The sequence below is a fragment of the Bradyrhizobium sp. SZCCHNR1051 genome (genome assembly GCF_032489615.1).
Classification (GTDB): domain Bacteria; phylum Pseudomonadota; class Alphaproteobacteria; order Rhizobiales; family Xanthobacteraceae; genus Bradyrhizobium.
On record NZ_JAUEYJ010000014.1, the window covers coordinates 75,372 to 88,431 of the forward strand.

At 65.2% G+C, this 13,060-nt stretch carries 12 protein-coding genes; all 12 read right to left on the reverse strand.

Going from position 1 to position 13,060, the window contains the following annotated elements; genetic code table 11:
- Positions 1 to 84: 84 nt before the first annotated feature.
- Positions 85 to 2,052, reverse strand: coding sequence for a methyl-accepting chemotaxis protein (locus QW868_RS18315; RefSeq protein WP_316231138.1), 1,968 nt, complete (start codon positions 2,050 to 2,052; stop codon positions 85 to 87).
- A 257-nt stretch (positions 2,053 to 2,309) separates the two neighbouring features.
- Complete coding sequence (locus tag QW868_RS18320; protein ID WP_316231139.1) at positions 2,310 to 2,651, reverse strand: rhodanese-like domain-containing protein; 342 nt, start codon at positions 2,649 to 2,651, stop codon at positions 2,310 to 2,312.
- 49 nt (positions 2,652 to 2,700) lie between these two features.
- The gene (locus tag QW868_RS18325; RefSeq protein ID WP_315772277.1) at positions 2,701 to 3,258 is read right to left on the reverse strand and encodes a YeeE/YedE thiosulfate transporter family protein; all 558 of its coding nucleotides are present in this window, start codon (positions 3,256 to 3,258) and stop codon (positions 2,701 to 2,703) included.
- A 10-nt stretch (positions 3,259 to 3,268) separates the two neighbouring features.
- Entirely contained in the window at positions 3,269 to 3,811 is a 543-nt protein-coding gene (locus QW868_RS18330; RefSeq protein ID WP_315778341.1) for a YeeE/YedE thiosulfate transporter family protein, read from the reverse strand.
- Positions 3,812 to 4,258: 447 nt separating this feature from the next.
- A complete protein-coding gene (locus QW868_RS18335) occupies positions 4,259 to 5,947 on the reverse strand; it encodes a methyl-accepting chemotaxis protein (RefSeq protein WP_316231140.1) in 1,689 nt (562 codons plus the stop codon).
- A gap of 419 nt (positions 5,948 to 6,366) precedes the next feature.
- Complete coding sequence (locus QW868_RS18340; protein ID WP_315795671.1) at positions 6,367 to 7,467, reverse strand: YeeE/YedE family protein; 1,101 nt, start codon at positions 7,465 to 7,467, stop codon at positions 6,367 to 6,369.
- 68 nt (positions 7,468 to 7,535) lie between these two features.
- Positions 7,536 to 7,976: a DsrE family protein gene (locus QW868_RS18345; RefSeq protein WP_410051305.1), complete on the reverse strand. Its 441-nt coding sequence runs from the start codon at positions 7,974 to 7,976 to the stop codon at positions 7,536 to 7,538.
- Positions 7,977 to 7,984: 8 nt separating this feature from the next.
- Complete coding sequence (locus tag QW868_RS18350; protein WP_316231141.1) at positions 7,985 to 8,887, reverse strand: alpha/beta hydrolase; 903 nt, start codon at positions 8,885 to 8,887, stop codon at positions 7,985 to 7,987.
- 10 nt (positions 8,888 to 8,897) lie between these two features.
- Entirely contained in the window at positions 8,898 to 9,332 is a 435-nt protein-coding gene (locus tag QW868_RS18355) for a hypothetical protein (RefSeq protein ID WP_316231198.1), read from the reverse strand.
- A gap of 26 nt (positions 9,333 to 9,358) precedes the next feature.
- Positions 9,359 to 10,117 (reverse strand): cytochrome c, encoded by a 759-nt coding sequence (locus QW868_RS18360; RefSeq protein ID WP_316231142.1) that lies wholly within the window; start codon positions 10,115 to 10,117, stop codon positions 9,359 to 9,361.
- Entirely contained in the window at positions 10,056 to 11,339 is a 1,284-nt protein-coding gene (soxC, locus tag QW868_RS18365; protein WP_316231143.1) for a sulfite dehydrogenase, read from the reverse strand. Before soxC ends, QW868_RS18360 begins: the two co-directional genes overlap by 62 nt.
- A 5-nt stretch (positions 11,340 to 11,344) precedes the next feature.
- Positions 11,345 to 13,039 (reverse strand): thiosulfohydrolase SoxB, encoded by a 1,695-nt coding sequence (gene soxB, locus QW868_RS18370; RefSeq protein WP_315795665.1) that lies wholly within the window; start codon positions 13,037 to 13,039, stop codon positions 11,345 to 11,347.
- Positions 13,040 to 13,060 lie beyond the last annotated feature (21 nt).

Below are 13,060 nucleotides of genomic sequence, written 5' to 3' on the forward strand. Positions count from 1 at the left end.
GACACGGGAATCACCCCCGTGGCGGTTACGGCCGGAGCGATGGGCGTGTCGGCGAGCTTGATACTTCAGCCACCCAACGACCGGTCAGGCCGCTCTGATATGGGCCAGGAACTGGTTGACCTCGCTGCGCAGCCGGGTCGACTGCTGAGCGAGCTCGCCGGCCGCCGACAGCACCTCGTTGGCGGCGTGGCCGGTCTGCACGACGCCGGACGTGACGCCCGCGATGTTGCGCGTGACGTCCTGGGTCTTGCCGGCGACGACGATCACATTGCCGGCGATCTCGCGGGTCGCGGCGTCCTGCTGCGCGATCGATGAGGCGATGATGGTCGAGATCTCGTCGACCTCCTGGATCGTGGTGCAGATCATGCCGATGCTCTGGACCGCGGCGGCGGTTTCGGCCTGAACCGCGGCGATCTGAGCACCAATCTCTTCGGTCGCCTTGGCCGTCTGGGTCGCCAGTGTCTTGACCTCGCTGGCGACGACGGCGAATCCCCTGCCCGACTCGCCGGCGCGCGCGGCCTCGATCGTCGCATTCAGCGCCAGCAGATTGGTCTGGCTGGCGATCTGGTTGATGAGTGCGACGACCTCGCTGATCTTGCTGGCGGCAACGTTGAGCCGCTGCACCTTGTCGTTGGATTGCTGCCCTTCGTCCGCGGCCTTGCGAACCACGGACGATGCACGCTCGAGCGTCTTGCTGATCTCGTTCATCGAGGATGACAGCTCTTCGGCCGCCGAGGCAACGGTGTTGACATTATCCGATGCGGAGCCGCACGCCTGCGACACCGTCAGGGCCTGCTGCTTCGATTGATCGATCGTCACCGACATCGAACGAGCGGTCGCCTCCATTTCAATGGCCGCAGCCGACACTGCGTCGACAACGCCGCGGACGCTGGCCTCAAAGCCATCGGCCACCTCCATCAGCATGCGGCGCCGGTCCTCCTCGGCACGAGCCTGGGCCTTCTCCTGCTCCGCCTGCAGATCCCTCATCCGGATGGCGTTGTCCCTGAAGACCGAAACGGCGCGCGCCATCTGTCCAACCTCGTCCTTGCGCCAGTCGGCCGGGACGCTGACGTCCAGGTTGCCATCGGCGAGCTCGCGCATGGCGCTCGTCATCTGGACGATCGGGCGGGAGATGCTGCGCGCGATCAACAGCCCGGCGAGCGCGATCAGCACGAGGCCGGCCAGCGTCATCCCGATCGCCAGCGCCCCGGCGCGATTGCGAGCCTGGATGAACTCGCTGTTGTCCATGACGATCTCGACGGCGCCGATCGGCTTGCCGGAGAAATCCTTGATCGGGCCCAGCAGCGCGACCACCGGAACGCCTTTGAGCTGTCCTTGGCGCGACAGGAAGCTGCCGGCCGATGCCTCCCGATACTCGCCGCTTGCGAAGAAGGAGGTCTCCCCGATCGTTGTCGCGAACAGCTTGAAGCCGTTGTCGCCAGCCAGGCGGAACGCGACGTCGACATTCCGGCTGCGCTTGAACTCGTCGAAGAAGTTTTGGCCAAAGGTCAGGCCGAACTCGACCGAGCCCAGATGTTTGCCGTCGGAAACGATCGGTACGACGCCGCGGAGGCCGAGGCCGGCAACGCCGCCCTCCAGCCCGACGATCGGCTTGCGGTCGGTGTTGGCGGCCACCACCGTCTTGCGGAAGCCCGACAGATCGTCGCCGAACTTGGCCGGCTGGTGCACGCGCAGGAAGGACATCGCCGGCGGCGTGTGAAACTGAAACTGGTCGACACCGTAATCGGACTTCATGCTGGCCATGCCCGCGCCGAACAGCCGCATCAAGGCGTCGCGGTCGTTCTGCGCCATGGCGTCCTGGACGGCGGGGATCTTGGCGACCACCGCGCTCATGGCTTCCGCGCGGGTCGACTCCAGCTGCAGGCGCGAATTGAAGGCGTCATATTGGGCGTGGAGCTCGCGCTCATTGGCGCGGTCGATGATGCCGCCGATGATCCACATGGCGACCAGCAGCACGAAGAGGGCCGTCGCGGCCGCGCCGATCACCAGAGAAAGGGTGATCCGGGTTCTCAAGCCAACAAGCTTCAACATGCAATCCTCGAACGTCGACCGGTGTTCGAGTATTGCAGCGTTGCAACTAATTATTCCTGAACGAGTCAACCAATGGAGTGGACCAACAACAAATTAGCTGCTGCGGGCGAGAACGGCTATCGAAGCTTTCCGCCGCACACTTTACTCTTAACCTGCCGCAACCCACGCTGGTTGCAGGTCATTTCATCTCAACCAGAACAGATCCGTTCGGAACGTCCTGACAGAGCAGAAGGTCGGATCTGTCGGACAGGGCGCGTTCAGGCGACAGGACCGCCGCGCGCCCGCCAGCGGCTCATGCCGCCGGCATAGTGGCGGATATCCTGCCGCCCCGCCGACAGCGCCCGCCGCAGCGCGGTGGCCGAGCGGCCGCCAGCCTGACAGATCAGAACCACCGGCTTGTCGTGCACGAGGTCGCCCGGGTCGAAACGCGACAGCGGGTGATTGACGGCGCCGGGAATGTGTCCGCCCTTGAACTCATGCGGCTCGCGCACGTCGACGATGATGCAGCTCCGCTGCTGATGCGCCCGCACCAGCTCGTCATGCTCGATCGCCGGCACACTCGTCGATCCGGTCAGCTTGCTGAACAGTCCTGATAGCATAGGAGGAACCTCTCACTGATTGACATAGGGGGCACTCAGGCGACTCCGCCTACCCCTGTGTCCGCTTCGCCTTGGCCTCGGATGCTTCGACCCAGAAGAAGAACGCACCTGCGCCGATCGCGAGCGCGGCGAACCAGGCGCCATCCGGCACGCCGGTGATGTCGGGCAGCCGCACCTTGCCGAGCGCCCAAACATTCAGGACGTGAGCCTTCACCCAGTCGAAGCTCAGCGCATAGAGGATCGCGCCGACAATCATGCCGAAAGCGCCGACTGCGGCATGCACGCTGCCGCTGGCGATGGCGCCGAGCGCGGTGCCCGGGCAGTAGCCGTAGACCACCATGCCGACGCCGAACAGCGCCGCGCCGAGCGCGACCGCGAGCATGTTGGCGTCCTTGACGTAATATTTGGTGTTGCCGGTATCAACCAGCAGCAGCACGCCGATGCCGCCGACCAAGATCGCCGTGCCCATCACCTTCAGCACGGTGAAGTCGCGCAGCCGGAACTGGTTCTCGATCACGTTGCAGCTCGTGACCTTGCCCTGCTGCAGCAGATAGCCGAACACGGCGCCCATCAGCAGCGGGCCGGCGATGCTCATCAATGACGTCATGGCCATTCTCCTATGCTTTGCGGAACATGACGCGCGACGCCAGAAGGCCGGTCGCGAACATCACGGCGAGGAACAGCCAGCTCGACAGCGCCAATTGCAGACCGCCGGAGATGCCGTGTCCGCTGGTGCAACCGCCGGCCAGACGCGCGCCATACATGATGACGATGCCGCCGAGAAACGCGGCCACGAAGCGCTTGACCACAGACGGGCCAAAGCGCTCCTTCCAGACCTCCGGTACCAGTTCGAGGCGCCACGTGCCGGAGATGATCGCCGACAGGAATGCGCCGAACGGAATGCCGACCAGGAACCAGACGCCATAGTCCCATTTCAACGGCATGGACTTCCAATAGCTGTTGGCGGCGACGGCGTCGGATCCGATCACCGGCGCGGCAAACAGCGATGCGATGCGCGAAAACGCCGTCGTGACGCCGAGGGGGTCGCCGAACCCGGCAAAGGCCACCCAGCTGAGGACGCCGATGCCGGCGCCGACCAGATAGGGCGACCAGTCGATGCGCCTGGACTTGCCCAGATCCTTGACCATGACGTCGTTCATCATTGCCACGACGGGTCCTCCCTGCTGACGCGGCCCAGCGCCGCGACCGACTTACGTTACTATATGCATATATTCGAATTTCTGCAATTATAATTCAGCCGCTGCCGACGGGTGAGGTGAAAAGGCGGGGCTCTGCGGCAGCCTGACTGCGAGGAAACAGCGGCACTGACGAACTCGGGGACGGCAGCCCCGGGCAAGCCGCGGCGGAGCATGATCCGCCGCGACCCCACGCTCTGTTCATGTCGGCGCGGGCCTCGCAAGCCCATCGTCACCACGCGACTCGGTCACGCAGCTTGCCGCGGCCGCGCGAAAGATCCTCGAGATGAGGCTCGCAAGCCACCGCAGAAGCGATGGCAGCGTGGCCGGCGCACCTGTCAGCACACCCGACGCGGGCCGGCCGAAATGGCGGCGAGATCGGATCTGCGCGGCTCTCAGTCGCTACGAACCCTAGGCGGCTCTCACGCCGGCGATGAACTTCTTCACTTCCATGCTCAGTCTGGCACTGTCGTCGGCCAGCGATTTCGCGGCGGACAGAACCTGGGAAGCCGCGGTTCCGGTATCGACGGCGCCGCGCTGCACATCCGCAACGTTGGCTGAGACCTGCTGCGTTCCCACCGCCGCGTGCTGGACGTTGCGCGAGATCTCCTGCGTGGCGGCGCCCTGCTGCTCCACGGCCGATGCGATCGTCGACGAAATCTCCTGCAATTTCTCGATGGTGATGCTGATGTCGCGGATGGCACCGACCGATTGCTGGGTGGCGGACTGGATGCCGGAGATCTGCTGGCCGATCTCGCCGGTGGCCCTCGCCGTCTGCTCGGCAAGCGCCTTGACCTCGGATGCGACCACGGCAAATCCGCGGCCGGCTTCGCCGGCGCGCGCGGCCTCGATCGTTGCATTCAGCGCGAGCAGGTTGGTCTGTCCGGCAATCGTATTGATCAGCTCGACGACGTCGCCGATGCGGGCAGCGGACTTCGAAAGCTCGCTGACCTGTTCATTGGTCTTGCGGGCCTGCGCCACCGCCTCATTGGCCATCTGGGCCGAATCCTGGACTTGCCTGCTGATCTCGTTGACGGACGCGGAGAGCTCCTCGGTCGCAGATGCCACCGACTGCACATTTGCGCAGGCTTCCTCGGAAGCCGCGGTGACGGACGTGGCCAGATTCTGTGCGCGGCTCGCCGTGTTGCTGAGCCCGCCGGCGTGCCCCTCCAATGTGCTCGATGCCGTGGACACGGTGTCGACGATCTCGCCGACCACGGCCTCGAAGCGGCCAGTGATCTCGTCAAGCCGCCGGCTGCGTTCCAGTTTCACCTCTGCCTCTTTCGAAGCGATATCGTCGGCCTGCTTCTTCGCGATCAAGGCGGTCTTGAAGACCTCCAGGGCGTCGGCCATCATGCCTACTTCGGTCTTCTGGCCGCGATAGGGGATCTCCGTCGCCAGGTTGCCCTCACCGAGCGCCTGCATCGGCCTGATGATGGAAGCGATGCACCGGGAAATGTCGCGAACGAACCAGCTTCCGACGCCGATGCCGGCGAGAACGGCAAGGACGATGACCGTCGACATCAATGCAAATGCCTCGGCATAGCCATCCGCGGCGATCTTCGTCTCGGCGTCGGCGCCACGATTGTTGAGGTCAATCAGCTTTCGAAGATATTCGTCCGACTGATTGGCGACGCCCCGGACCGTCTTGTTGAACAGATCGCTTGCCTGCTTGGTCGCATTGCCGTTCCCTACGCGCAGCACCTCGAGCACACCATCGGCAGCCTTGACATATTGCTCCCAGCCCCGCGACCAGCTCTCGAACAGGCTGCGCTCCTCGGAAGACGAGATCATCGCCTCATAGGAGCGGCGCGCCGTCGCAATGACGGCGAGCGTTGCCTTCATGTTGCGGTCGAGATTGTCCTTCTCCTCAGTCGTATCAGCCGTCATGTAGGCTCGGAGCTGCGCCCGATTGAGATTGATCGCCGAACGCAACTCGCCGAGCACGCGCACGCTCGGCAGCCAGTTCTTGGCGATCTGTTCGGTATGCGTGTTGATTGTCTGCATGCCGCGGACGGCCAGCAATCCGACGATGGTCATCGCCAGCAGCAGCAGCGCAATGACGGCCGCCATTTTTGCTCGAATGGAGAGTTGCGTCATCTCGCGTGCCTTTCGTAGTCCCGGCGATTCGTATCGGTCCGCCGCATGATTGCGCCGTACCCCTCGCGACGGTAACACTCGACCTTCGCAAATTGGTTAACGAGCGGGATCTCGAGACTGGGATCTACCAACGTCATGTTCGGGCGTGATAGTCCGAACGCCCTGTTCGGCGCGCATCTCCTGTGGTCGACCCGCGGACCACGCGATCCGCGCTCCGGCGTGAACGACGCAAAGACACGTGTCTTCGGGTTCGATCCGATCTGATCAGACAATGTTTTTGTCAGAGGCCTGGAGTGCGCCGACACGCCAGGCGTCGACGAGCCTGTGACAGACAGGTCCCGGAGATTCATGGATGCTGCTCTTTGACGCTGCATTTTCAATGCCGCTCAGCAGAAGCAGGCTCGCTTCCGCAAGATGTCTCATGAAGGCATGACGGAGGGCGACTGAACCGGGCTCTGCGCCGGCTTGGCGGCGAACAGCCAGCGGTCGACGACAAAATCGGTGACGGCCGCACCCAACCACATGCCACCGAGCACGATCCACGCTGTGAGCGCAAACACCGATGCCCCCGTCACGCCGGCGCCGACGGCGCAGCCGCCCGCCAGCATGGCGCCGAATCCCATCAGGACGGCGCCGATCATGTAACGGCGCATGCCGCGCCCATCCGAGAAGCCTTCGAGATTGAGTTCGCGCGCCAGCGCGGCCGCAACGAACGAGCCGATGAACACGCCCGGAATGATGCCGAGATCGAAGCCCGGCTTCAGCTGCGTGCTGGCGAGCACCTGCATCAGCAGTTCCGCCGAAGGACCGCTGAATGTGAGGCTCTTCAGCGGCACCGGCGAGAACGAGGCCTGGCCGAGCTGATAGGTGAGGAGCCAGCCCCCGGCGACCGCCGCGCCCGCGGCGACCGCCGCGCGCAGGATCTTCGGGCCGACCTGAAACTTCGACACGGCGGCGAGCCCGGCCAGGAACCACAGCATGCCGAAACCGAGCTTCTCGGGCGTGCCGCCGCCGAACAGGCTCATGATGTCGCGCGACGGTCCGCCGTCGACCAGCCAAAGATTGGTGAGCCACTCGCGCGCCGGCGCGAGCAGTCCGCGATAGGCGGACTGCGCCGTCACCGCGAAGATCAGGCCGGACAGCAGCGCCCGCAAATTGCCGTTGGCCGAGAGCACCAGCAGACGGCTGGCACAGCCGCGCGCCAGGATCATGCCGCAGCCGAACAGTGTGCCGCCGATCATCGCGCCCGAAATGCTGCCCTGCTGCGCCAGTTGGCGCGCTTCAGAGACGTCGAGCAGGCCCATCGCCACCAGCGCCTGGGTGCCCAGCAGCGCCGAGGCGAAGGTGAGGAGCCACACCGCCAGCCGCGGACCGCCCTGCCCGCGCGCGAACTCGACCGTGGCCGCCCGCAGGCAGAAGCGGCTGCGCTGGGCGAAGAAGCCGAACGCGCCGCCGGCCGCGAGCCCGCACAGCAGCGACACCAGCTCCTCACCCAGAAGGTCGATCAATGCGGTGAGCACGGGCGCTCCCGTCGTTCAGGCCTGCCGCTCAACATGCCGGGCGGCATCGGTAAGGACGCATGCGCCCGTCACGGTCGCAGATAGGCGTATCCACTCTGCTGCAGCTCGGTGAGGCGCACGACGCCACCCTTCTCCGCCACCGCGAAGCCTGGCAAGAGATCGTCGAGCTTCACACCCTGCGCCTTCATGGTATTGGCACAGGCCTCGAAGCCGACGCCGGCCTTCATGAGGCGCTCGGCCAGAGCCGAGATGGTCTGGTCGGCTGAAATCGCATGAAAGGCCCGCAACCCCGGACCGTGGATCACCAAGCGAATGTCTGCGCGTCCAGGTCCTCCGGTGCCATCGACGTGATTCTGGAGGTTGCCGAGAACGAACAGGGCGCGGTCCTGATCGGCGAGATGATAGGCGACGCGCTGGCGCGGAGACTCCGTCGCCGCGCGTGCGCGGCTGACACCGAAGATTCCAACCACACTGGCAAGACCGGCTTGCATCAAAGATCGACGTTCCATGGTGACTCCTAACGCGTGGCTGCAATGAATCCTGCGATGCGATCAGCGGCATCCTCGGCGGCGAGATCGCGAAAGAAGTGATCTGCGTCGTCAATCGTCTCCAATCGGACACGGCTGCCGGCGCGCGACGCCAGCGGCGCGAACGACGCTGCCACGTCCGGTACCGTCTTGTCTTGCGCTGCCGCAAGCACCAGAACCGGCAGGCTCACGTCGGCGATCAGCGCCGCCGTATCCTGGCGCCGGTCGGCGCGATAGAATGCTGCGAATGCGCGCGCCGTCACCTTGGCATCGCGGCAATAGATGAAGCCCGGCACCGACATCCAATCACCGCCGCGCCCGGCGGCGATCGCAGCCTCAGCCTTGTCGAGCAGCGGCGCCAATCGCTGACCGTAGCTCTCCGCATAGGCGTCTCTCAAACCGGCCTCGATGCTCGCCGTCGCCGGCGCCAGCAGGATCGCACCGTCGACCGCCGCTTTGGGATTGGCGGCCAGATAGCGCGCGAGCTGATTGGCGCCGCGCGAATGTCCGAGCACGAAGACGTGCGACGACGTCTTGCGCGCTTCACTCAGCCAGGCGGCGATCTCCACGACAGCATCGTCCGTCACATAGTCATGGGGTTTGGCACAATCGTACATGCCAGTGCGGCGATCGAGACCGAGCACGAGATTGTGCGCGAGCGAGGCGATCCCCCGCTCGGCCAACGCCTTGGACAGGCCCTGGATGGTCTCCATGTCCTTGTGCGCGAGCGTGCCGTGCGTCATCAGCACCAGCGGCACATCCGGTCCAGACTGCGCCGGCAGTCGGAGCGTGCCGAGCGCCGTACGCCCGCCGATCGTGAGCTCGCGCGGCTCCTCGGCCGCGAAGGCGATCGACGCAATGAACGAGACGACGAGAGCGAGCCACCACCGCATCGCAAATTCCTCAGGGACGAACGATCGTCCAGTTTTTCTCGGACAGCTCCAGCAGGGTCGCGACCCCGGTCTTGACGACCGTAACACCGTCGAGCAGAGGCGGCTGCCGTCCCTCCTTGCTCGCGAGCGTCTCCAAGGTGTTGCCGCAGGCGATGAAGCTCACATTGGGCATCGACTTGGCGAAGCCGAGCACCCGCTCCTTCACCGGCGAGCGGTCGGCCAGCAGCATGTCGAGGCCACCATTGAAGGCGACGATCACGATCTCGACCTCCGCGCCCTCGCCCGAATAGTGGCGGGAGACATTCGCGGCGACGTCGAGCACTGCGCGCATCTTGGCCGGATCCTCGTCGCTGATCTGCAACGCGAGCCTATGTGGCTCGGCTGCAGTGGCGATGGACGCAACCCCGCTTCCGGCCACGGCGACGGATGCGGCCGCCAACAGCATCTGGCGGCGGCTGCATCCGGCAATCCTCACTCGACGCCTCGCGGCTTGCCGTCCTTGTCTTCCGGCGTGACGTCGACCGCTGTCGCGCGTCCGGTGATCTTGACCGGCGCGATGCAGTTCTTCATGCACGGATCCTTCTGCCAGAACGCCTTCTCGCTCGTGCTCCGGTCATCCATGATGAACCCGCCCTCGTTCGGCATCTTGATCGTGGCGAGATTGCTGTTGCTCAACTCGAAGTTCTGATCGGTGATCACGTCGTTCAGATAGAGCACATAGGCGACCAGCGCGTAGTACTCGTCGACCTTCAGCGACTGCGGACTGCCGAACGGCATCGCGTGGCGGACGTAGTCGAACAGCGTCGAGGCGTAGGGCCAGTAGGAGCCGACCGTCTTGACCGGATTGTCTGATGTCAGCGATCCCTTGCCGCCGGCGAGCACCGGCCAGCGGCCGGCACCCTCGCCGAATTCACCATGGCAGCTGGCGCAATTGTCCATGAACAGCTTCTCGCCCTGGGCGACGGTGCCCTTGCCGACTGGCAGCCCCTGCCCGTCCGGACGCACGTCGATGTCCCAGCCGCGGATCTCCTCGGCGCTCGGCGCGCGGCCGATGTTGAAGTGCTGCGGCGGCTTGGCCTCGGTTTTGGCCTCGATCTTCTCGCTCGGACCGCCGGCGAATGCCACCGAGCCCGCAAGCGTTGCCAGCGCTGCGGCGGCAATGAGGAGCTTAGGCGACCTCGACATTCTCGACCTCACCGTTTGCCTGCACATGCCAGGTCTGGATGCCATTGTTGTGATAGATGGAGTTGTAGCCGCGGACCTTGCGCAGCTCGGCCTTGGACGGCTGGACGTAGCCGGTCTCGTCCTGCACCCGCGACTGCAGCAGCAGCGGCTCGCCGTTCCAATCGAACTCGTAGTAGAAGCGGGTCAGCGCCTTGTCGAGCACCGGGCCGTCGATCCGCGCCGGCCACCAGTTGCGGCCACCATCGAGCGACACGTCGACGCGCCTGACCTTGCCGTTGCCCGACCACGCCAGTCCCGAGACGATCGTGAAGCCCTTGCCATGCTTGATCGGCGCCTGCGGGCTCGGGCTGGTGATCACCGACTTGGCATCCATCGCCCAGGTGAAGCGCCGCGCCTTTCCGTTCGGCAAAAGGTCCGTGTATTTCGAGGTTTCCTCGCGGGTGTGCCAGGGCTGGTCGCCGACCTTGATGCGGCGCAGCCATTTGACCCAGAGATTGCCCTGCCATCCCGGCACGACCAGGCGCATCGGATAGCCCTGCTCGGGATACAGCGCCTCGCCGTTCATCTTGTAGGCGATGATGCAGTCGTCGAGCGCCTTCTCGATCGGCAGGCTGCGATCCATCGACGCGGCGTCGGCGCCCTCCACCAGCAGCCATTTGCCGTTGGTCTTGACGCCGGCCTCTTCGAGCAGGGTGCGCAGCGAGACGCCGGTATATTGCACGCAGTGGATCATGCCATGCGTGAACTGGCAGCCATTGAGCTGGGCGCCGCGCCACTCCATGCCGGAGTTGGCCGCGCATTCCATGAAGTGGATGCGGTTGACGCGCGGGTAGCGCTTGAGCTCGTCGAGCGTCAGCAGCAGCGGTCGCTCGACCAGGCCGTGGATCATCAGCCGGTGATCGGCCGGATCGACGTCGGCCACGCCGCCGTGATGGCGTTCGAAGCACAGCCCGTTCGGCGTGATGATGCCTTCGAGCTCATGCAGCGGCGTGAAGCTGACCGAGGATTCGCGCGAAGCCGTCAGCCATTCGACGTCGCGGCGGACGACGTCCTTCTCGAACTTCGACGGCTTGCCGTAGGGGCGCACAGCGACGCCCTCGCCGAGGGTGCGCGTCCATTCCGGCACGTTCGGCGGCTGGTTGGCGGGATTGCCGGCGCCGGCACGCGCCTGCGAGGCCAGCGCCGTGGCGGCAAGACCGCCGGCTGCCGTCAGGAAACCACGGCGCGACGCGCGTGGGGCTGAGGGAAGTAGTTTGTCCTTGGACATCGTCGTCACACTCCGGAGACTTTGACGGCCCGGTTGGGCTCGAGACGAACGGTTTTCTGGCGCTGCAGATAGCTCGACACGACCTCCCAGATCGGCGGCCCCTGCGTGCCTTCGTTGACGCTGGCCCAGCCCGCGACCTGATACTCGCGCGTCGGATCGATCGCGGCCCCGGTCTTGATCAGGCGCATGTCGGAGATGCGCTGCCCCTGCGGCTTGTTGACGTCGATGGCGTAGGACATGCCGCCGATGCGGACCATGTCGCCGCCCTGCTGGTAGTAGGGGTCGACGTTGAACAGGTTGTCGGCGACGTCCTCGATGATCTCCTTCAGCCGAGTGCCGGTCATACCCATGCGATAGACGGCCGGATAGGTGATCGCGGTGGCGTTGGTGACGTCCTCGAAGGTGATGTCCTGGCCCGGCATCACGCTGGTGCCCCAGCGGAAGCCCGGCGACAGCGCGATCTCCGCATCGCGCTCCTGCAGCAGCGCTTGGCAGATGAGGTCATCGAACGTGCCGTTGAAATTGCCGCGGCGATACAGCAGCGTCTCGGTCCGTCCCAGCGGGCGGGCGAGATCGGCGGCAAACGGCTTGCGCACCTCGGCGATCTTGGCCGCCATCGCCGGATCCGGCGTGATCACGTCGGAAAACAGCGGGATCAGTTTGTAACGATAGCCCTTCACCTCGCCGTCCTTGACGTCGAGATCGAGCCGCGAGACGAACTTGCCGGAGGAGCCCGACGCGATCAGCAGCGTCTTGCCGACCTTCACGGCCTCGGGCAGCGCATCATGGGTGTGACCCGTGAGAATGACGTCGAGACCCTTGACGCGGCTGGCCAGCTTGCGGTCGACGTCGAAGCCGTTGTGCGACAGCAGCACCACGAGGCCGGCGCCGTCCTTGCGCGCCTTGTCGACCTGGGTCTGAACATCCTCCTCGCGCACGCCAAACGACCAGTTCGGAATCATCCAGCGGGGATTGGCGACCGGCGTATACGGGAAGGCTTGGCCGAGCACCGCGATCTTGACGCCGCCGCGCTCGATCATCGTCGAGGCTTCGAACGCCGGCTCGTTCCATTCGGTGTCGCGGATGTTGAGGCCGAGGAACGGAAAGCCGAGACCATCGACCGCCTGCTTGACGCGCTCGGTACCGTAGGTGAACTCCCAATGCCCCGTCATCGCATCCGGCTTCAGCAGCGCCATGCAGTCGATCATGTCCTGGCCGCGGGTCTTCAGCGACGACCATGATCCCTGCCAGGTGTCACCGCCATCGAGCAGCACGACCTTGTCGCCGCGCTCGGCGCGGATGGCCTTGATGACGGTGGCGGCGCGGTCGAGCCCGCCGATCCGCCCGTAGGTCTTGGCGAGCGCCTCGAAATCCTCCGAGGTCAGCGCATAGGCCGACGACGAGCCCGGCGCGATGCCGAAGCGGGTGAGGAAATCCTTGCCGGTGACATGCGGCGGCTGGCCCTTGGCGTCACCGACGCCGAGATTGGTCGACGGCTCCCGGAAATACAGCGGCATCAGCTGGCCGTGGATGTCGGTGACATGCACCAAGGTGACGTTGCCGACCGGATCGAACGCCAGCAGCTCCTTCTCGGTCAGCTTCTGCTGAGCAAAGGCGCGGGTCGCACCCGCAAGACCGGAGCCACCCGTCAAGGCAGCCGCCGCCAATGCGACCTGAACGAATTCGCGACGCGATATCATGATGTATCTTCCTTGTGTCCG

What these genes read in the sequence shown, in the direction of transcription:
- QW868_RS18315 (WP_316231138.1), bottom strand. Translation starts at nt 2,052, where the DNA reads ATGTTGAAGCTTGTTGGCTTGAGAACCCGGATCACCCTTTCTCTGGTG.
- soxB (WP_315795665.1), bottom strand. Translation starts at nt 13,039, where the DNA reads ATGATATCGCGTCGCGAATTCGTTCAGGTCGCATTGGCGGCGGCTGCC.
- QW868_RS18320 (WP_316231139.1), bottom strand. Translation starts at nt 2,651, where the DNA reads ATGCTATCAGGACTGTTCAGCAAGCTGACCGGATCGACGAGTGTGCCG.
- QW868_RS18325 (WP_315772277.1), bottom strand. Translation starts at nt 3,258, where the DNA reads ATGACGTCATTGATGAGCATCGCCGGCCCGCTGCTGATGGGCGCCGTG.
- QW868_RS18355 (WP_316231198.1), bottom strand. Translation starts at nt 9,332, where the DNA reads ATGCTGTTGGCGGCCGCATCCGTCGCCGTGGCCGGAAGCGGGGTTGCG.
- QW868_RS18350 (WP_316231141.1), bottom strand. Translation starts at nt 8,887, where the DNA reads ATGCGGTGGTGGCTCGCTCTCGTCGTCTCGTTCATTGCGTCGATCGCC.
- QW868_RS18345 (WP_410051305.1), bottom strand. Translation starts at nt 7,976, where the DNA reads ATGGAACGTCGATCTTTGATGCAAGCCGGTCTTGCCAGTGTGGTTGGA.
- QW868_RS18360 (WP_316231142.1), bottom strand. Translation starts at nt 10,117, where the DNA reads ATGGCATCCAGACCTGGCATGTGCAGGCAAACGGTGAGGTCGAGAATG.
- QW868_RS18335 (WP_316231140.1), bottom strand. Translation starts at nt 5,947, where the DNA reads ATGACGCAACTCTCCATTCGAGCAAAAATGGCGGCCGTCATTGCGCTG.
- QW868_RS18330 (WP_315778341.1), bottom strand. Translation starts at nt 3,811, where the DNA reads ATGAACGACGTCATGGTCAAGGATCTGGGCAAGTCCAGGCGCATCGAC.
- soxC (WP_316231143.1), bottom strand. Translation starts at nt 11,339, where the DNA reads ATGTCCAAGGACAAACTACTTCCCTCAGCCCCACGCGCGTCGCGCCGT.